General features: G+C 65.1%; 17 protein-coding genes. 5 read left to right on the top strand and 12 right to left on the bottom strand.

The window, feature by feature from the left end; all coding sequences use genetic code 11:
- Positions 1–2 precede the first annotated feature (2 nt).
- From soxA to soxX, 4 genes are read right to left on the bottom strand one after another with little or no spacing between them, the layout of a single operon-like run.
- The gene (gene soxA, locus WN72_RS45675; RefSeq protein ID WP_167380577.1) at positions 3–866 is read right to left on the bottom strand and encodes a sulfur oxidation c-type cytochrome SoxA; all 864 of its coding nucleotides are present in this window, start codon (positions 864–866) and stop codon (positions 3–5) included.
- Positions 866–1,177: a thiosulfate oxidation carrier complex protein SoxZ gene (soxZ, locus tag WN72_RS45670; RefSeq protein ID WP_027563199.1), complete on the bottom strand. Its 312-nt coding sequence runs from the start codon at positions 1,175–1,177 to the stop codon at positions 866–868. Before soxZ ends, soxA begins: the two co-directional genes overlap by 1 nt.
- 15 nt (positions 1,178–1,192) lie before the next feature.
- The gene (gene soxY / locus WN72_RS45665) at positions 1,193–1,684 is read right to left on the bottom strand and encodes a thiosulfate oxidation carrier protein SoxY (RefSeq protein ID WP_027563198.1); all 492 of its coding nucleotides are present in this window, start codon (positions 1,682–1,684) and stop codon (positions 1,193–1,195) included.
- A gap of 25 nt (positions 1,685–1,709) precedes the next feature.
- The gene (gene soxX / locus WN72_RS45660) at positions 1,710–2,066 is read right to left on the bottom strand and encodes a sulfur oxidation c-type cytochrome SoxX (RefSeq protein WP_027563197.1); all 357 of its coding nucleotides are present in this window, start codon (positions 2,064–2,066) and stop codon (positions 1,710–1,712) included.
- A gap of 259 nt (positions 2,067–2,325) precedes the next feature.
- On the opposite strand from soxX, the gene WN72_RS45655 reads away from it, so the two are divergent.
- Positions 2,326–3,000, top strand: coding sequence for a DUF938 domain-containing protein (locus tag WN72_RS45655; RefSeq protein ID WP_092212031.1), 675 nt, complete (start codon positions 2,326–2,328; stop codon positions 2,998–3,000).
- 122 nt (positions 3,001–3,122) lie between these two features.
- On the opposite strand, the gene WN72_RS45650 is transcribed toward WN72_RS45655, so the two are convergent.
- Positions 3,123–5,189 (bottom strand): prolyl oligopeptidase family serine peptidase, encoded by a 2,067-nt coding sequence (locus WN72_RS45650; protein WP_167380578.1) that lies wholly within the window; start codon positions 5,187–5,189, stop codon positions 3,123–3,125.
- Between the two features lie 197 nt (positions 5,190–5,386).
- Between WN72_RS45650 and WN72_RS45645 the strand changes: the two genes are divergently transcribed.
- Positions 5,387–6,634 carry an MFS transporter gene (locus WN72_RS45645; protein WP_167380579.1) on the top strand — a complete coding sequence of 416 codons (1,248 nt, stop codon included), beginning with the start codon at positions 5,387–5,389 and terminating at the stop codon, positions 6,632–6,634.
- Positions 6,635–6,897: 263 nt separating this feature from the next.
- Positions 6,898–8,133, top strand: a complete 1,236-nt coding sequence (locus tag WN72_RS45640) for an MFS transporter (protein WP_092212037.1) — start codon at positions 6,898–6,900, stop codon at positions 8,131–8,133.
- Between the two features lie 105 nt (positions 8,134–8,238).
- Here WN72_RS45640 and WN72_RS45635 read toward each other — a convergent pair whose 3' ends face one another.
- Complete coding sequence (locus WN72_RS45635; protein WP_092212039.1) at positions 8,239–8,733, bottom strand: VOC family protein; 495 nt, start codon at positions 8,731–8,733, stop codon at positions 8,239–8,241.
- A 90-nt stretch (positions 8,734–8,823) separates the two neighbouring features.
- Positions 8,824–9,369 (bottom strand): carboxymuconolactone decarboxylase family protein, encoded by a 546-nt coding sequence (locus WN72_RS45630; protein ID WP_092212041.1) that lies wholly within the window; start codon positions 9,367–9,369, stop codon positions 8,824–8,826.
- Positions 9,370–9,505: 136 nt separating this feature from the next.
- Here WN72_RS45630 and WN72_RS45625 point away from each other — a divergent pair, with 136 nt between their 5' ends.
- Together WN72_RS45625 and WN72_RS45620 are read left to right on the top strand one after the other, a co-directional pair.
- On the top strand, positions 9,506–10,705 hold the full coding sequence (locus WN72_RS45625) for an acyl-CoA dehydrogenase family protein (RefSeq protein WP_167380580.1): 1,200 nt from the start codon (positions 9,506–9,508) through the stop codon (positions 10,703–10,705).
- Positions 10,706–10,836: 131 nt separating this feature from the next.
- The gene (locus WN72_RS45620; RefSeq protein ID WP_092212045.1) at positions 10,837–11,976 is read left to right on the top strand and encodes an acyl-CoA dehydrogenase family protein; all 1,140 of its coding nucleotides are present in this window, start codon (positions 10,837–10,839) and stop codon (positions 11,974–11,976) included.
- 223 nt (positions 11,977–12,199) lie between these two features.
- On the opposite strand, the gene WN72_RS45615 is transcribed toward WN72_RS45620, so the two are convergent.
- From WN72_RS45615 to WN72_RS45595, 5 genes are all read right to left on the bottom strand, one after another.
- A complete protein-coding gene (locus WN72_RS45615) occupies positions 12,200–13,237 on the bottom strand; it encodes an amino acid ABC transporter substrate-binding protein (protein WP_027563188.1) in 1,038 nt (345 codons plus the stop codon).
- 86 nt (positions 13,238–13,323) lie between these two features.
- Positions 13,324–13,917 carry a L,D-transpeptidase family protein gene (locus tag WN72_RS45610; RefSeq protein WP_092212047.1) on the bottom strand — a complete coding sequence of 198 codons (594 nt, stop codon included), beginning with the start codon at positions 13,915–13,917 and terminating at the stop codon, positions 13,324–13,326.
- 361 nt (positions 13,918–14,278) lie between these two features.
- Positions 14,279–15,253 (bottom strand): hypothetical protein, encoded by a 975-nt coding sequence (locus tag WN72_RS45605; RefSeq protein WP_167380581.1) that lies wholly within the window; start codon positions 15,251–15,253, stop codon positions 14,279–14,281.
- A gap of 84 nt (positions 15,254–15,337) precedes the next feature.
- Positions 15,338–15,925 (bottom strand): thioredoxin family protein, encoded by a 588-nt coding sequence (locus tag WN72_RS45600; RefSeq protein ID WP_027563185.1) that lies wholly within the window; start codon positions 15,923–15,925, stop codon positions 15,338–15,340.
- A 23-nt stretch (positions 15,926–15,948) separates the two neighbouring features.
- Complete coding sequence (locus WN72_RS45595) at positions 15,949–16,647, bottom strand: cytochrome c biogenesis CcdA family protein (RefSeq protein WP_027563184.1); 699 nt, start codon at positions 16,645–16,647, stop codon at positions 15,949–15,951.
- Between the last annotated feature and the right edge of the window lie 424 nt (positions 16,648–17,071).

Genomic DNA, 17,071 nt, shown 5'->3' with positions numbered 1-17,071 from the left:
GCTCATGGTCGTGCCCCTGGGCCTGAAATCGGCAGGCCGTTGGCGACGTAGGAGAGGAAATACTCGACGTCGCGATATTCATCCGACTGCGGCTCCAGGGGAACCGCGCGGGTCTGGCTGTTGCAGGTGACGAAGCGGCGGCTGATCGTGCCCATGCCGCTCCATTCGGAGCGGTAGATCGGCATCGCGTTGAGGATGCCGAGCGCGGGCGCCAGGATCTCGGCGCGGATGCGCTCGCCCGGGCTCTGCACATGGCAGCTCGCGCAGGAGAAATTCAGCTGGCCGCGGCGGGTGTAGAAATAGCGCTTGCCGTTCTCGAAGGCTTCGAGCGCGCGGGGATCGTCGGGAATCTTGATGTCCATCGGCTTGCCGCGCGAGGTGAACGCCATGTAGGCGGTCAGCGAGGCCATCTCGTCCTTGACGTAGGAATAGGGGGCTTCCCCATTGGCCTCGCGGCAGCGGTTGAGCGCAAGCTCCAGCGTGACGACCTTGCCTTCCCCGGTGTCGAAATAGGGATAGTTTTGGCGGATGCCGATGCCGCCGTTCGGGAAGCAGTCGGCATAGGTCTTGCCGTTCTTGAACGGCGTCGCGAACATCTCCTTGCCGGCATCGAGCGCGAACTCGTAAGGCGGGAATTCCTCCTTCTCCTGCCACTGCCGCTTCATGTCGGCGTTCATGGAGTAGGGACCGTTGACGAAGTCCTCGTGCTTCACGTCCGCAAACTTCTGAAAGAAGAAGTTCTGGAACGTCTTGGCATCGGCAACCGGATCGACCTTGTCGGCCGCGACCACGCGCGGCGAGGTCAGCGCGAACGCGACCAGCGCGGCGCTGAGCGAGCCAAGCAGGAGCGAGGTGCGGGCCTTCATCACGAAATCTTCGCGGTGGTCGTGTCCGACGCACCCTTGTTGTCGGTCCAGGAGATCTTGAGCTCGTCGCCTTTCTTGGCGCCCTTGAAGCTGAACTTGACGTAGGGGTCCTTGGAGACCGCTGTGCCCCAATCGGCGACGAAGACGTCCTTGCCGTTGCATTCGAACTTCAGCCGCTGGATGAAGTGCGCAGGGATCAGCTCGCCCTTGGAGTCCTTGACGAGACCGGTGTCCATGGGGTGCTGGATCAGTGTCTGCACCTCGGTGATATCGCCGTTGGCGGTGGCGCGGACGCGAATGCTGGATGCCATGTCGATTGTCCTCGCTTAACCGCCGCAGCCGCCGACGGTGACCTTGACCTCTTTGGTCGCGCTGTAGAGCTTGCCGTCGGCTTCCACGATCGCGGTCACGTTGGTGGTCTTGGCCATCTTCAGGCGATTGGCAACGCTCGGCAGCGTGCCCTCGGGAATCCTGTAGGACGCCGCGAGCGCGTTCGGGTTCTCGGCAACGAAGAACGAGATCGAGGTGACCTTGTCGAGCGTCGTCGTCACCGAGATCGGCACCACGCCGCCATTCTCGGCGATCTCCGGCGCATCGAGCTTGATCTTGTCGGACAGTTCGGCGGTCTTGCCGTACAGCGCCTTGATCGCGTCGGCTTCGTTCTTCAGCTTGAACGCCTCTTCCGGATATTTGTCGTTCGCCGCCGCGAGCGCCGACGTAGCGCCGAACGGCAGATTGCCGAGGCCGAGCAGCGCGACGCCGGCTGCGCCTTGAAGGATCAGGCGCCGCGTCGGAAGAGGGCCGGTGGTGGTGGTCATCTCAAATCTCCTGGGATGCCGGAGGTCACAGGGTTTGCAGGAAATCAACGATCGCGCTGATCTCCTGTTCGGTCAAAATCCGATTCCGGCCGAACGGCGGCATCATGGTCTGCGGGTTGCGCTTGGTCTCGTCGAAGATGATCGCGACCAGCTCGTTGCGATCAGGGTATTTTGACTTGATGTCCTTCAGCTCCGGGCCGATCGTTCCCGGCAGGTCGCCGCCCTTGATCACATGGCAGGTCAGGCAGTTGCCCTTGCCGCGGTCGAAGGCGAGCTTCTGGCCCTCGGCGACAGCGGATTGCGCCCGCGCAGGGCTTGCGGCAAGGCCGGCGGCGAGCGCCAGCAGGAGGTAAAGGACGGGGGTCCGGGGAAGGGCGGTCAAGGCGTCATTCCGAGGCGTTATGTCGATGATCTCGTTCGCGAAAATATAGCGTTCCAAAGCACAAAGGGCATCGCCTGACAATCAGGACTATGCACGCGGCAAAATGGAGTTAATATCTTCCGCATTGCAACTAAAGAGATTATTTGTTCGGCGGATTCGGACCCAAGGGTAAGGTCAACGGGCGCGGGTCGCTGTTTTCGGGGCGTTTGGGCGCTCGTTCTGTTTTTTATCTCGTTCTCGTTTTTCAAGGGGACCTCAATTGGCTGACTATGTCGTCGAATTTGGCAGGGACGGCGGACGGGTCGAACCGGACGGGCGGCTCGATGCGCCGGCATTTCATCGCAATCACGAGCCGCTCTGGGCGGCGCTGGAGCAGCATCTTGCTGGTCTCACCGGCAACGTTGTCGAGGTCGGCAGCGGAACCGGCCAGCACGTGGTCCATTTCGCCCGCCAGACGCCGGACCTCGTCTGGTGGCCGAGTGATCTCAACCAGCGGCATCTGAAGAGCATCGAGGCTTGGCGGGTCCATTCGGGCCTGCAAAACATCCGCTCGCCGCTGCGGATCGATCTCACCGATCCCGACTGGTGCCCGGAGATGCGAAGCGGGCAGGCGCCGACCAGCCTTGCCGCCTTGTTCTGCGCCAACGTCATCCATATCGCGCCATGGAGCGTGGCCGAGGGCCTGTTCGCCGGCGCCGGCCGCTACCTGCGCCCCGACGGCAAGCTGTTCCTCTACGGCCCCTTCAAGCGCGACGGCAAGCACACCGCGCTCAGCAACGCCGTGTTCGACACGTCTTTACGCGAAGGCAATCCCGAATGGGGCGTGCGTGATGTCGGCGATGTCGAGAAGCTCGCAACGGCCGTGGGCCTTCGCTTGGTCGACACCATCGAGATGCCCGCGAACAATCTGACGCTGGTGTTTTCTAGAGGCTAGCTCGGGACGTCGTCATGCCCGGGCTTGTCCCGGGCATCCACGTTCTTTAGGCGGCAAAGGCAAGGCGTGGATGGCCGGGTCAAGCCCGGCCACGACGATGGGGAGGCGTCAGCGCTTCAACGCTAGCTTTCATCCCGCCACCCGATCTTCTCCTTCAAGAACCGGAAGCCGATCACCTCGAACCCGGCGCGCTCCTTGTTGTCCTTGCCGTAGCCGTGGCCGCCGGCGGCCGGCTCGTAGAACCAGGCTTCATAGCCCATCGCCTGCAGCTTCGCCGCCATCTTGCGCGCGTGGCCGGGATGGACGCGGTCGTCGCGCCGCGTGGTGGCGATCAGGATCGGCGGATAGGATTGGCCGGCCTTGACGTTGTGATAGGCGGAGTAGGTCTTCAGCCACTCCCACTCCTCCGCCTTGTCGGGATCGCCATACTCCGCGATCCAGCTCGCGCCCGCGAGCAGCTTTGTGTAGCGGCGCATGTCGATCAGCGGGATGGTGCAGAACAACGCGCCGAAGCGCTCGGGATAGCGCACCAGCATGTTGGTGATGAGGATGCCGCCGTTCGATCCGCCTTGCGCGGCGATGCGCTTTGCACTCGTCACGCCGCGGCGGACGAGATCGGCGGCCACGGTCGCGAAATCGTCATGCGAGAGCTTCTTGCCGGCGAGGCGGCCGGCATCGTGCCAGCGCGTGCCGAACTCGCCGCCGCCGCGTAAGTTCGCCTGCACCGTCGTGCCGCCGCGCTCCAGCCACAGCTTGCCGAGCGAAGCGTTGTAGTACGGCTTCACGGAATGCCCGAAGCCGCCATAGGCGCTCATGTAGACCGGCGCATCGCCGGTGTCGGTCGTCGGACCCGTCTGCACATAGGGAATGCGCTCGCCGTCGACCGAGATCGCCTCGTGCTGGGTCACGATGAGACCGTCGGCGGTGAACGTCTTCGGCGCCTGCTTCAGCACCATCGGGCTTTCGACGCCGCGTTCGAGCAGCAGCAGCGACGGCGGCGTGAGCGGATCCTGCACATTGGCGAGCAGATCGCCATTGCTCTCGCTGGGATGGCGATCGAGCGGCCAGATGTCGACGACGCCGATCTGCGGCAAGCCGCCAAGTGTCTCGCGGTTCCAGCCGCCAGCGGACGGCGTGCAGATCTCGAAGCGCGGCTGGAGCTCGTCGAGGATCGAGAGCACGAGCTTGCCCGCGGCCCAGAACAGACCTTGCAGCGCGCGCCGCGGCGCCGGCTCGAACAGCACCGCGAAATCGCGCCTGCCGGCGAGGAAAGCCGAGAGCGAGATGCCGAGCACGGTGTCGGTGGCATAGCTGCGGCCCTCGACCGTCCAGTCCTTGCGCAGCTTGATCGCGAACCAGTCGCCATGCGCCTGCATCCAGATGCCGGTCGGCAGATCGAGCTTCGTCGGGGTGCCGGCCGCATCGCGCAGCCAGATTGCGTGATTGAAGAAGTCGATCTGGTCGATGATCCAGGCCCGCGGTGCTGCTCCGGTGTCGTCGCTCATGCCGTAGATCATCATGTGATCCGCGGCGGTCTCGATGATCACCTGCGCCTGCTCGACCGCTTGTCCGCGCCGCCACAGCCGGACTGTCCGCGCATAGCCGGAGCTCGTCGCCATGCCCTCGCCATGCGCGCTCGACAGCAGCAGCGTGTCGGCATCGAGCCAGTCGACGCCGCCCTTGGCCTCCGGCAGCGTAAAGCCGTCCGTGACAAAACTCTTCGTGGCGAGGTCGAACTCGCGCAAGGTGACGGCATCGCTGCCGCCGCGCGACAAGCTCAGGATCGCCCGCGTACTGCCCGGCATCGTGGCGATCTGGCTGAGCAGCCAGTCCTCGCCTTCGTGCGCTGCGAGCTGGTCGATATCCAGAATCGTCTCCCACGCAGGGCTCGCTTTGCGAAACTCCGCCAGCGTGGTTCGCCGCCACAGCCCGCGCGGGTTGGTGGCGTCCTTCCAGAGATTGTGCAGATCGCTGCCGCGGCGGCTGACATAGGGGATGTTGTCGGGACGATCATAGATCGCGGCGAGGATGTCGCGGTCGCGTTCGAACGCCGCGCCGCCGAAGGCGGCGAGCGTCAGCTGATTCTGCCGCTCGACGAAATCAAGCGGCTGCTTGCCTTCGATCTCCTCCAGCCACAGCCAGGGATCGTCGTCGGGAGCGCTGAGCGTGGGCCTGTCGTCGACGGACATGAACGAAACTCCGAAAAATCGCGGCGGATAGGATTTGATTGAGCGCAAGCCGTCAAGGCCGCGCTCCGGTATCATCGGCCTGATTGCGTCAGAGGCATGGCCCGCGCCCGTTTGCGCCGGTTGCCCGCCCTCCCGCGCCCCTCCATAGTGCCCGGAATCAACGCGCTCCTCGAGAGCCCCTTGGGGCGGAAATGCCGATGCTAGACGTGACTTCAGCCAACGAGATCGCCGACGATTCGCGCGTGCGTGCCAATGTGGTGCGCCTTGCGGCGGCGCAGGCGCTGACCGGCGCCAACTCCGCGGTGATCTTCGCCACCGGTGCGATCGTCGGCGCCACGCTCGCGCCCGACATGTCGTTCGCGACCGTGCCGATCTCGATGTATGTGGTGGGCCTCGCCGCCGGCACGCTGCCGACCGGCGCGATCTCGCGCCGCTTCGGCCGCCGCGCCGCCTTCGTCGTCGGCACCGGCCTTGGCGCGCTGACGGGCCTGCTCGGCTGCTTCGCCATCCTGCACGGCTCGTTCGCGCTGTTCTGCCTCGCGACCTTCCTCGGCGGCCTCTATGGCGCAGTGGCGCAATCCTATCGCTTCGCCGCCGCCGACGGCGCCAGTGCCGCGTATCGGCCCAAGGCCGTGTCGTGGGTGATGGCCGGCGGCGTGTTCGCCGGCGTGCTCGGTCCGCAGCTCGTGCAATGGACCATGGATGTCTGGTCGCCTTATCTGTTCGCCTTCAGCTTCCTGGTGCAGGCCGCCGTCGCACTGGTCGCGATGGGCATCGTCGCCGGCGTCGATATGCCCAAGCCCGCGCCGGCCGATCTGCACGGCGGCCGGCCGCTGCTCGAGATCGTGACGCAGCCGCGCTTCATCGCCGCCGCGCTGTGCGGCGTCATCTCCTATCCCGTGATGAATCTGGTGATGACCTCGGCGCCGCTCGCCATGAAGATGTGCGGCCTGTCCGTCTCCGATTCCAATTTCGGCATTCAATGGCACATCGTCGCCATGTACGGCCCGAGCTTCTTCACCGGCGCGCTGATCGCCCGCTTCGGTGCTCCCAGAATCGTCGCTGCCGGTCTGCTGCTGGAAGCGGGCGCCGCCGGCATCGGCCTCTCCGGTCTCACCGCGATGCACTTCTGGGCGACGCTGATCGTGCTCGGCGTGGGCTGGAATTTCTCCTTCATCGGCGCCTCCGCGCTGGTGCTGGAGACGCACCGCCCGCAGGAGCGCAACAAGGTGCAGGCCTTCAACGATTTCCTCGTGTTCGGCATGATGGCGATCGGCTCGTTCTCTTCGGGCCAGCTGCTTGCCAATTTCGGCTGGTCCGCGGTGAACATGGTCGTGTTCCCGCCGGTGGTGCTGGGCCTTGCCGTGCTCTCACTGGTCTCCTGGGCGCGCCGCCGCAAGGCGCGGCTGGAGACGGCGATGGGCGAGTTCCCGGACGCGGTGTGACACATGATCCGGAAAAGTGCGCAGCGGTTTTCCGACTAGATCATGCGCAACAAGTTGGCGGGAGATTGTCAGCAGCATCGATACTTCGATCCAGGTCGAAGTGATTTTCGGGAGTAGGTTACTAAATGTCGTCATGGCCGGGCTTGTCCCGGCCATCCACGTCTTAGGACGCTGAGGAAAGAACGTGGATGCCCGGGCATAGGCGAGCGGAAGCGACGCCGTCCTTCAGATGGCTATGCCCGGACATGACGGAGTAAGCGGCGATGCTCGATAATCCTCAACAGCCACCCATCGACGAATCCTCACTCCGCTACGAAGGCTGGCGCATTGTCGCCGTCTGCTTCCTGCTCGCGACCTTCGGTTGGGGGCTCGGCTTCTACGGCCAGAGCGTCTATGTCGCCGAGCTGCAGCGCGCGCGGGGCTGGCCGGCCTCGCTGATCTCGTCCGGCACCACGTTCTTCTATCTGTTCGGCGCGCTGCTGGTCGTCTTCGTCGGCGAGGCCGTCCGAAAATATGGCCCGCGGCTCTGCCTGATCGCCGGGACGCTGGCGATGGCGGCCGCTGCGGTTGCGATCGGCGCGGTGCGCGAGCCCTGGCAGCTTTATCTCGCCGATGCCGTGCTTGCCTTTGGCTGGGCCGGCACGAGTCTCGCCATGATCACCAACACGATCAGTCTCTGGTTCGACCAGAAGCGCGGCATGGCGATCAGTCTTGCGCTCAATGGCGCGAGCTTCGGCGGCATCGTCGGGGTGCCCTTGCTGGTGATGTTGATCGGCCATATCGGCTTTGCCAGCGCGATGTATGCCGCCGCCGGCGCCATGCTGGTGCTGCTGGTGCCGGTGATCCTCATTCTTGTAGGCCGTCCGCCCGATCTTCACGGCTGGCAGGCGACAGCGAAAGCGAAGCCGCAATCGTCGACAGAGATCCGCGCCTGGGCGCTGCGCGATCTCGGCTTCCTCACGGTGACCATTGCGTTCGCGCTGGTGCTGTTCGCGCAGGTCGGCTTCATCGTGCACCTGATCTCGTTCCTCGATCCCGTCATCGGCCGCGAGCGCGCCGCGGTTGCCGTCGCGGTGCTGACCGCGATGGCCGTGGTCGGCCGCGTGCTGTTCTCGCTGGTGATCGACCGCCTCAACCAGCGGCTGGCGTCGGCGATCTCGTTCCTCAGCCAGGCCGCGGCGCTTGTCGTCGTCATCAACCTCCACAACGACTACGCGCTGATCGCGGCCTGCGCGGTGTTCGGCTTCTCGGTCGGCAACCTCATCACGCTGCCGTCCCTGATCGTGCAGCAGGAGTTCGACCCCGCCTCGTTCGGCGTGTTGATCAGCCTGAACACCGCGATCAACCAGGTGACGTATGCGTTTGGGCCCGGAATCGTCGGGGCCTTGCGCGATTGGTCCGGCGGCTATTCGCTGCCGTTCTATCTCTGCATTGCGCTGGAGATGGTCGCCGCAGCGCTGATCATGGTGCGGCGCGCGCCACAAGCGAAGCTCCCGTAGGGTGGGCAAAGGCGCGAAGCGCCGTGCCCACCACCTGTATCTATATCGCGAGATTGGTGGGCACGCTTCGCTTTGCCCACCCTACGAGATCGTGCCCTTACGGCATCATGCCTCGCGTTGCCTCAAGAGGTCCTCCACATCCAGTCGCTTCGTGAACATCGCAAGCTTTCCATCCGGCCCGAACGGCCATTGCTCTCGCGGCTTGTCCCAATACAGCTCCACGCCATTCTGGTCGGGGTCGCGCAAATACAGCGCCTCGCTGACGCCATGGTCGCTCGCCCCGTCCAGCGCGATGCCCGCCGTCACCACCCGATGCAGCGCATCCGCCAGCGCTGGCCGGGTCGGATAGAGGATCGCGGTGTGAAACAACCCGGTGGTGCCGGGCGGCGGCGGCGAGCCGCCCTTGCTTTCCCAGGTGTTGAGCCCGATGTGGTGATGATAGCCGCCCGCCGAGATGAAGGCCGCGCCGGAGCCCATGTGCTGCATCAGCTCGAATCCGAGCACGCCGCAGTAGAAGCCAAGCGCGCGATCGAGATCGGCGACCTTGAGGTGGACGTGGCCGATCCTGGTGCCGGCGGCGACGGCGGTTGTTTGCGACATGTGGCTGCTCCGTTTCTGAACTCCACATAGGCCGGGCTTTGGGACGGCGCTACCGGCTCATCCCGAAACCCTGCGTTTCCGGATGCGAAACTACGACAGCTCCGACACCTCGCCCTCGGGCAGGCCAAATTCAAACGTGTTCAGCGTCATCGACACCATCGTGTAATAGCCGCACAGCCCGATCACCTCGACCACGCCGCGTTCGCTGAGCAGCTTCACCGCCGCATCATAGAGACCCTTCTCGACGCCGTGGCCCTCATGCAGCGACTTTGCGAGATCGTAGATCATCTTGCCCTTGGGATCGTCGAACTCGGGCGTGCGGCGGTCGCGGATCGCGTCGATGATATCAGGATCCATGCCGCCCGCGAGCGCGAGGCGCTTATGCGCATACCATTCGTAATGCGCGGTCCAGTGCCGCGCCGTCACCAGGATGGCGATCTCCGAAAGCTTGGCCGGGAAGATCGTGTCGTAGCGCAGCACCTCGCCGAGCCTTGTGGCGTGACGGGCCATGTCGGGACTGTTGAGCCAGGCCATCATCGGCGCCGGCGGCCTGCCGCGCTTACCGGCAATCGACTCGTCATAGGTCTGCCGCTGGCTCTCGTTCATTTCGCCAGGCGAAAGAAGTTTCAGGCGCATTCTCGTTTCCTCTTTGTTTTCAAGCACCGCCGTGGCCGCGACTATAGCGGAATGCGGCTGCGGAAGTGGTTGAATTCCGCAGTGCGATGGCCCAGAGTCGCCGCCAACAAGTCGATTTTGATTGATGGAAACGACCATGAGCGACACTGACAACGCCGATCTCGAGAAATTCCGCACCGAGACGCGCGCCTGGCTGGACGCGAACTGCCCGCCGGAGATGCGCAAGCCCGTGACGTCGGACACCGACGTGTTCTGGGGCGGGCGCAACGCAAAGTTCTCGTCCGAGCCACAGCGCATCTGGTTCGAGCGCATGCGCGACAAGGGCTGGACCGTGCCGGATTGGCCGAAGCAATATGGCGGCGGCGGCCTCAGCGCCGCCGAGCACAAGGTGCTGCGCGCCGAGATGGCCAAGATGGGCGCGCGCCCGCCGCTGTCGAGCTTCGGCATCTGGATGCTCGGGCCGGCGCTCCTGAAATACGGCAACGACGCGCAGAAGCAGGAGCATCTGCCGAAGATCGCGGCGGGCGAGATCCGCTGGTGCCAGGGCTATTCCGAGCCGAACGCCGGCTCCGATCTCGCCTCGCTCCAGACCCGCGCCGAGAGCGACGGCGACGATTTCGTCATCACGGGTTCGAAGATCTGGACCTCCTACGCCAATTACGCCGACTGGATCTTCTGCCTCGTCCGCACCGATCCCGCGGCCAAGAAGCACGACGGCATCAGCTTCATCCTGTTCGACATGACCTCGAAGGGCGTGACGACCAAGCCGATCCTCTTGATCTCCGGCTATTCGCCGTTCTGCGAAACTTTCTTCGACGGCGTTCGCGTGCCGAAGTCGCATGTGGTCGGCACGATCAATCGCGGCTGGGACGTCGCGAAATATCTGCTGCAGCACGAGCGTGCGATGATCTCCGGGATGGGCGAGCGCGGCGTTGGCCGTCCGCTCGGCCAGATCGCGGCCGACTCCGTCGGCTCGGATGCGCAAGGCAAGCTCGACGATGCGATGCTGCGCGGGCAGATTGCGACGTTCGACGTCGATGAAGCCGCGCTCGCCGCTTGCGCCGAGCGCGCGGTCGATCTCGCCAAGGCCGGGCAGGCGCATCCGGCGTTCTCCTCGGCGATGAAATATTACGGCACCGAGCTCAACAAGCGCCGCTACGAGATCCTGATGTCGGCCGGCGGCGTCGATGCGCTGGAGTGGGAGAGCGAGCGCTCCAAGCAAGGCGCCCGGCCGCGCGCATGGCTGCGCACCAAGGCCAACTCGATCGAGGGCGGCACGAGCGAGGTCATGCTCGGCATCGTCGCCAAGCGCATCCTCGATTTGCCGGGGGCGTGAGGCTTTCCGTCGTTCCGGGGCGTCGCGAAGCGACGAACCCGGAACCTCGAGATTCCGGGTTCGATGCTGCGCATCGCCCCGGAATGACTTCGACAAATATGCATTCCGCCAGACGTTAGAGACTGAACACCATGGCCCTCGTCCTCACCGAAGAACAATCGATGCTCCGCGACTCCGCGCGCGGGCTGATCAGCGACAAGGCGCCGGTGTCGCATCTGCGATCCCTGCGCGACTCCAAGGACCCCACCGGCTTCTCCAAGGAGCTGTGGCACTCCTTCGCCGAGATGGGCTTTGCCGGCCTCCTGGTGCCTGAAGAGTTCGGCGGCAGCGGCCTCGGCGTCATGGAGGCCGGAATCGTCATGGAGGAGATCGGCCGCACCTTGATGCCGTCGCCCTTCCTCGCCACCAGCGTGGTCGCGGCCTCGGCGCTGAACCGCGGCGGCAATGCCGCGCAGAAGTCGGACTATTTGCCGAAGATCGCGAACGGCTCGCTGCTTGCGACGCTCGCGATCGACGAGGGGGCAAAGCACCGCCCGCTCCAGACGAGCTTGCAGGCCGTGCGCGCCGGCAATGGTTTCAAGCTTTCCGGCGCCAAGGCGCTGGTGGTCGACGGCCACGTCGCCGATCTCCTGATCGTCGCCGCGCGCACCTCTGGCTCCGCCGGCGAGCGCGACGGCCTGACGCTGTTCCTGGTGAACCCGAAGGCCAAGGGCATCTCGATCGAGCGCACCATCATGGTGGATTCGCACAACGCCGCGCGAATCGAGTTCTCCAATGTCGAGGTCAATGCCGACAGCGTGCTCGGCGAGGTCGATCAGGGCGCTGGCCTGCTCGACGGCGTGCTCGATATCGGCCGCGGCGCGGTCGCAGCCGAAATGGTGGGCTTGAGCGACGAAGTCTTTGGCCGCACCGTCGAGTACCTCAAGAACAGAAAGCAGTTCGGCAAGCTGATCGGCGAATTCCAGGCGTTGCAACACCGCGCCGCCGAACTCTATGTCGACATCGAAATCACCCGCGCCGCCACGATGAAGGCGCTACAGGCGCTGGATGCAGATGTCGCCAAGGCCGCCTCAGCCGTGGCCGTCGCAAAAGCGCGCGCCGGCACCACCGCGACCCGCGCGGTGCAGGAGGGCGTGCAGATGCATGGCGGCATGGGCATGACCGACCAGTTCGACATCGGCTTCTTCATGAAGCGCGCACGGGTGTGCGAGGAGTTGTTCGGCGACGCGAACTACCACACCGAGCAGCTCGCGCGGGCGCGGGGGTATTGAGGCGAGGCGCGTGCGACAAGGTACTCTGCGCTCCCTCCCCCCTTGCGGGGGAGGGCGGGGGAGAGGGGTAGCCCAGGAAAAGGTCTGTCAGCTCACGTGGAGGACGAAGGGATAGAGTGTGCCGTGTGGCACCCCTCTCCCTAACCCTCCCCCACAAGGGGGGAGGGAACGCAGCGTACGCTTTGGCAACACCGTCAACGCAATGACGGCGGATAGAGCCCGCTCACCGCATCGGCGGCGCGTACTGCACGCCACCCGCGTTCCACAGCTGATTCATGCCACGCGGGATCTTCAGCTTCGACTTCTCGCCGATGTTGCGCTCGTACATCTCGCCGTAATTGCCGACGTTGCGGATGATGCGGACCACCCAGTCCTTGGTGAGGCCGAGCTGCTCGCCGTAATTGCCTTCGGTGCCGACGAGGCGCATCACCTCGGGCTTCTTCGACTTCAGCGCCTCGTCGATGTTCTCGGAGGACACGCCGAGCTCCTCGGCGTTGATCATGGCGTAGAGCGTCCACTTCACGATCATCATCCAGTCGTCGTCGCGCTGGCGCACGACGGGGGCGAGCGGCTCCTTGGAGATCATGTCCGGCAGGATCATGTGGTCGCCGGGCTTCGACAGGTTCAGCCTGAGCGCATAGAGCTGGGAGACGTCGGCCGAGAGCGTGTCGCACTTGCCGGTGTCGTAGCCCTTCACCACGTCGTCCAGCTTGTCGAACTTCACCTCTTCATACTTCATGTTGTTGGCACGGAAGTAGTCGGCGACGTTGAGGGCGGTGGTGGTGCCGGTCTGCACGCAGACCTTGCTCCCGGTCAGGTCCAGCGCGGTCTCCTTGTTGCGCGAGCGCGGCAACATGAAGCCTGCGCCGTCGTAATAGGCGACCGCCGGGAAATAGAGGTCGTAGTCGAGCTCGCGCGCCATGCTCCAGGTCGAGTTGCGCGAGAGGATGTCGACCTTCCGGCTCTGCAATTCCTTGAAGCGCTCGCTGGCGTCGAGCGGCACGAACTTGGCCTTGCTCGGGTCGTTGAAGATCGCAGCCGCCACGGCGCGGCAGAAATCGACGTCGAAGCCGGTCCAGTTGCCCTTGTCGTCGGGGATCGAGAAGCCCGGCAGGCCCTTGTTGACGCCGCACAGCACCTCGCCACGGCGCACCGTGCGCTTCAGGGTGCGGGTGTCGTAGAACTCGTAGACGATGGCCAGAACGGCGACCAGCACGGCGACCGCGAGCCCGATCAGCAGGCCGCCTCGAAATGTGCGCATCATGTTGCTCTCTCGAAAAATCGGGAAAAGGAATCTTGGGGGAGGGCGCAGGGCATGATCGGGGAGATCATGCCCTGACGGTAGCCTTAGAGTTCAGGCTTCTGCCGGATGACGACCTTGGTGCCGACAGGGACGCGATCGTAGAGATCGGCGACGTCGTTGTTGACGAGACGGAAGCAGCCCGAGGACACCTTGGTCCCGATCGTGTCGGGGCGATTGGTGCCGTGGATGCGGTAGACGGTGGTGCCGAGATACATGGCGCGCGCCCCGAGCGGATTGCCTGGGCCGCCGGCCATGAAGCGCGGCAGATAGGGCTGGCGCTGGATCATCTCCGGCGGCGGCGTCCAGTCCGGCCATTCCTTCTTGTTGGTGATGGTCACCAAGCCCTGCCACTGGAAACCATCGCGGCCGACGCCGATGCCGTAGCGGATCGCGCGCCCGCCGGGCTGAACCAGATAGAGGTGCCGTTCGGCGGTCGAGACGATGATGGTGCCGGGTGCCTCGGTGGTGCGGAAATAGACCACCTGCTTCTGCCATTCCGGATCGAGCTGATAGCTGTCATCGGCGACCAGGCCCGGCTCGTCGCCGCGGTCCGGCTGCTGGGCGAAGGCCTGCGGCGCGGACAGGAACAGTCCCATCGCAGCCAAGAACGTCCCGGTCAGGCGACGAAAATCGGTCATGTGAAGCTCTCCCCGCTGCCACAGCGCAAATCATTCGGAACCATCAAATCTCAGGGGCAAGTTCATGGCAAGTTGATGGCGCGCCCGGCAGGTATGTCACGAGAATACCTATGGTTTTTTGACGGGCCCCGGGCAATGCCACAAACAGGGGATGGCGCGAAAAGCCGTATTTGTCGCGGCGAAGGCGGTGCACTCCCTCCCCCGCTTGCTGGGGAGGGTCGGGGAGAGGGTACCTCCGCGATGGGACACTCCCCCAGAGGAGAGAACCCTCACCCGCCGTGCTCTTCGAGCACGTCGGCCTCTCCCGCAAGCGGGAGAGGCTGAGCCCGGGGCCAGACCACCTGCATCAAGATGCATCGAGTCAGATCTTATTGCTCTCCGCCGCGATCCCCAGCCGCCGCACGATCTCGGCCCCGACGGCGCGGGCCTCGATCCGCGAGCCGATGCGCGGGCTGCGAAACCGTCGTCCCGAGCGCAGGCGGATCGTGACGATGCAGTGCTCGTCCTCCGAGCGGCCGCGACGGTCCACGCTGATCGTCTTCACGTCGCGCCCCTCGATATGGTCCACGCGCGGCGTACCGTCGCCCCACAAGCGTTCGACGCGGATATCGCTCTCGCGGATGATCCAGAACGCGCCGGTCACGAGATTGGCGTAGCGGTACACGGCGAACGCCGCGAGCGCACCGAGCGGCAGCAGCAGGATGTCGACATGGCTGGGCGGCCACCCGCGCCAGAGCTTGTAGGCGTAGGGCACGGCGGACAGTGCGACGGCGATCAGCGCGACGATGCGGATGTCTCGCGCGGAAAACGGCTCGAGCGGCTCGCCAAGAAGCATCTCGGGATTGCTGGCATCGAGTGGATTGCGAGGTGCCTCGACATTGGGGACCTCGAACTGCGTGGCGATCCGCGCCACGGTGTCGTGCACATGCGTGACGTCGGAGATCGGCGGGGAGGTAAGGCGCTCGCCCGAAGCGAGCGTAAAGACGAGCTGAAAGCGGGCTTTCACCCGCTTGCTGCCGGGAACTTGCAGTCCGCTGATGTCGTCCTTCCCGACGACCCGCGTCTGGAGCTTTCCGAACGGACGCTGCCGCCCGATCAAAATCTCGTTCGGTGTGATGATCCACACCACCGCCGGCGCCATCATGATGCCGATGACGAACCCTGTTCCCACGAGCAGCGCGACCACGGAGATGATGATTTCCAGGGGATCGTGCGTGAACAGGCCCGGCGTGAAGCACAGCGCGACGGCGGCGGCAGAGCCGGCCATGACCAGCCGCTGCGCGATCGAGGAGCCTTCACGAAGGCGGATGTCGGTGCTGGTGGTCGCGTCGGCCATTGCGGGCGGCTGATTCCGTCGCCCGCGAAACTCCACGGACGGGTCCGTGGAGTCAAGCTGCAACCGAAAGCCGCTGATGCGGTATCAGCTGTTGACGTTCAGCAGCCCGGCGACGGTGCGGTCGATCTGGTCGTAGGCGCCTTCGCCCTCATGCTGGAACACGATCTTGCCGCTCTGGTCGATGATGTATTGCGCCGGCCAATACTGGTTGCGATAGGCGTTCCAGGTCTTGGAGTCATTGTCCTGCGCCACCGGATAGGTGATGCCGTGGCGCTTCAGCGCGGCCTGGACGTTGGAGGCGGAGCGCTCGAACGGGAATTCCGGCGTGTGCACGCCGACCACGACGAGACCCTTGTCCTTGTATTTGGCATAGAGATCGGTGACGTGCGGCAGCGTGTTGACGCAGTTGACGCAGCCATAGGTCCAGAAGTCGACCAGCACGACCTTGCCGCGCAGGTCGGCGATGCCAAGCGGTTTCGAGTTGAACCAGGTGTTGATGCCGGTGAAGTCAGGCGCGGCCTGTTGGCTCGCGGCCGCCACCTGGACCGGCGTTGCCGCGGCGGCGACGACAGGCGTTGCGCGCGCGGCCTCGTCGCAGATGCCGGGGATGACGGCGCCGGTGACGGCCATGCCGACCAGGGCGGCGGAAACGGCGAGCAGTTTGACAGTCATGGACGTGTTCTCCGTTGGGATGATCACAGGCCGATCTGGCCGGTGGGATAGAAGCCGGTGAGCCACGCCACGATCAGCGTGTCGTATTGGAAGTAGGCGGCGACCGCGAAGCCGATCACGACGACGCCAAAGCCCTGCTGCAGCCGCGGCGAGATCCGCGCGAGGCTGCGCACCCGCGTGGTCGCGGCCTGTCCGCCATAGGCGATCGCCAGCATCGGGATCGCCGCGCCAATCGCATAGGCGACCAGCAGCGTGCCGGCCCAGGCCAGATTCTTCGAGGTCGCAACCAGCGTCAGGATCGAGCCGAGCACGGGCCCTGCGCAGGGCGTCCAAACCAGGCCCAGCGTGGTGCCGAGGACGAGCCCGCCAAGCGCGCCCTCGCGCTGCGTGGCGCTCGCAGCGCCAAGGTCGAGCCAGCCATTGAGCCGGATCGACAGCCATTCGAACGGCGCCGGCCACAACATCAGCAGGCCGAAACCGAGCAGCAGAATCGCAGCGGCCTCGCGCAGCACATTCGGATCGAAATCGAATGCCCGCGTGAGCGCGCCGAGCAGCAGCGCGACGGCGGAGAACGAGACGACGAAGCCGAGCGCGATCATCGCTGGCCGCAGATGCCCCGCGCGCCCGATCGAGGCGCCAAGCAGGATCGGCAGCATCGGCAGGGTGCACGGCGCGGCGATGGTGAGGATGCCGGCGAGGAGAGCGAAGAGCAGTTCGAGCATGGAGCCCTCGTGATGGAGGTCACGAGGGCAGTTCGGGCGCGATGAGCCAGTCGTTACGCTGTGTCACACGTTCGTGACGGGGCGGTTGTTTCCAGTCTGGCTCGCAGGCGGCGATGCGGGGCACCCCGCCAGCCGCAGCGACGGTGCGCTCCCTCCCCCCTTGCGGGGGAGGGCGGGGAAAGGGGTGGCCCAGGAAATGGTCTATCGGCCTGCGATCGTGCCGCGGGCACGAATCGTTGGAGTCCCCGTGGGGCACCCCTCTCCCTGCCCCTCCCCCGCAAGGGGGGAGGGAATGAGAGAGCGGTACCCACCTAACCCAGCGGGAGAGGCGGGAGGTCCGCGGCAGCGCCTCAGGCCCAAACAGAAAACGACCCGGACGGGGGCATCGTCCGGGTCGCTGGAGGTCCTTGGGAGGTTTAACGAA

Origin of the sequence: Bradyrhizobium arachidis, from assembly GCF_015291705.1 — a bacterium.
Classification (GTDB): Bacteria; Pseudomonadota; Alphaproteobacteria; order Rhizobiales; family Xanthobacteraceae; genus Bradyrhizobium; species Bradyrhizobium arachidis.
Note: the sequence above shows the minus strand (reverse complement) of the source record. Positions and strands in the feature narration are given on the sequence as shown.

What these genes read in the sequence shown, in the direction of transcription:
- soxA (WP_167380577.1), bottom strand. Translation starts at nt 866, where the DNA reads ATGAAGGCCCGCACCTCGCTCCTGCTTGGCTCGCTCAGCGCCGCGCTG.
- soxZ (WP_027563199.1), bottom strand. Translation starts at nt 1,177, where the DNA reads ATGGCATCCAGCATTCGCGTCCGCGCCACCGCCAACGGCGATATCACC.
- soxY (WP_027563198.1), bottom strand. Translation starts at nt 1,684, where the DNA reads ATGACCACCACCACCGGCCCTCTTCCGACGCGGCGCCTGATCCTTCAA.
- WN72_RS45650 (WP_167380578.1), bottom strand. Translation starts at nt 5,189, where the DNA reads ATGTCCGTCGACGACAGGCCCACGCTCAGCGCTCCCGACGACGATCCC.
- WN72_RS45645 (WP_167380579.1), top strand. Translation starts at nt 5,387, where the DNA reads ATGCTAGACGTGACTTCAGCCAACGAGATCGCCGACGATTCGCGCGTG.
- WN72_RS45640 (WP_092212037.1), top strand. Translation starts at nt 6,898, where the DNA reads ATGCTCGATAATCCTCAACAGCCACCCATCGACGAATCCTCACTCCGC.
- WN72_RS45635 (WP_092212039.1), bottom strand. Translation starts at nt 8,733, where the DNA reads ATGTCGCAAACAACCGCCGTCGCCGCCGGCACCAGGATCGGCCACGTC.
- WN72_RS45630 (WP_092212041.1), bottom strand. Translation starts at nt 9,369, where the DNA reads ATGCGCCTGAAACTTCTTTCGCCTGGCGAAATGAACGAGAGCCAGCGG.
- WN72_RS45625 (WP_167380580.1), top strand. Translation starts at nt 9,506, where the DNA reads ATGAGCGACACTGACAACGCCGATCTCGAGAAATTCCGCACCGAGACG.
- WN72_RS45620 (WP_092212045.1), top strand. Translation starts at nt 10,837, where the DNA reads ATGGCCCTCGTCCTCACCGAAGAACAATCGATGCTCCGCGACTCCGCG.
- WN72_RS45615 (WP_027563188.1), bottom strand. Translation starts at nt 13,237, where the DNA reads ATGCGCACATTTCGAGGCGGCCTGCTGATCGGGCTCGCGGTCGCCGTG.
- WN72_RS45610 (WP_092212047.1), bottom strand. Translation starts at nt 13,917, where the DNA reads ATGACCGATTTTCGTCGCCTGACCGGGACGTTCTTGGCTGCGATGGGA.
- WN72_RS45605 (WP_167380581.1), bottom strand. Translation starts at nt 15,253, where the DNA reads ATGGCCGACGCGACCACCAGCACCGACATCCGCCTTCGTGAAGGCTCC.
- WN72_RS45600 (WP_027563185.1), bottom strand. Translation starts at nt 15,925, where the DNA reads ATGACTGTCAAACTGCTCGCCGTTTCCGCCGCCCTGGTCGGCATGGCC.
- WN72_RS45595 (WP_027563184.1), bottom strand. Translation starts at nt 16,647, where the DNA reads ATGCTCGAACTGCTCTTCGCTCTCCTCGCCGGCATCCTCACCATCGCC.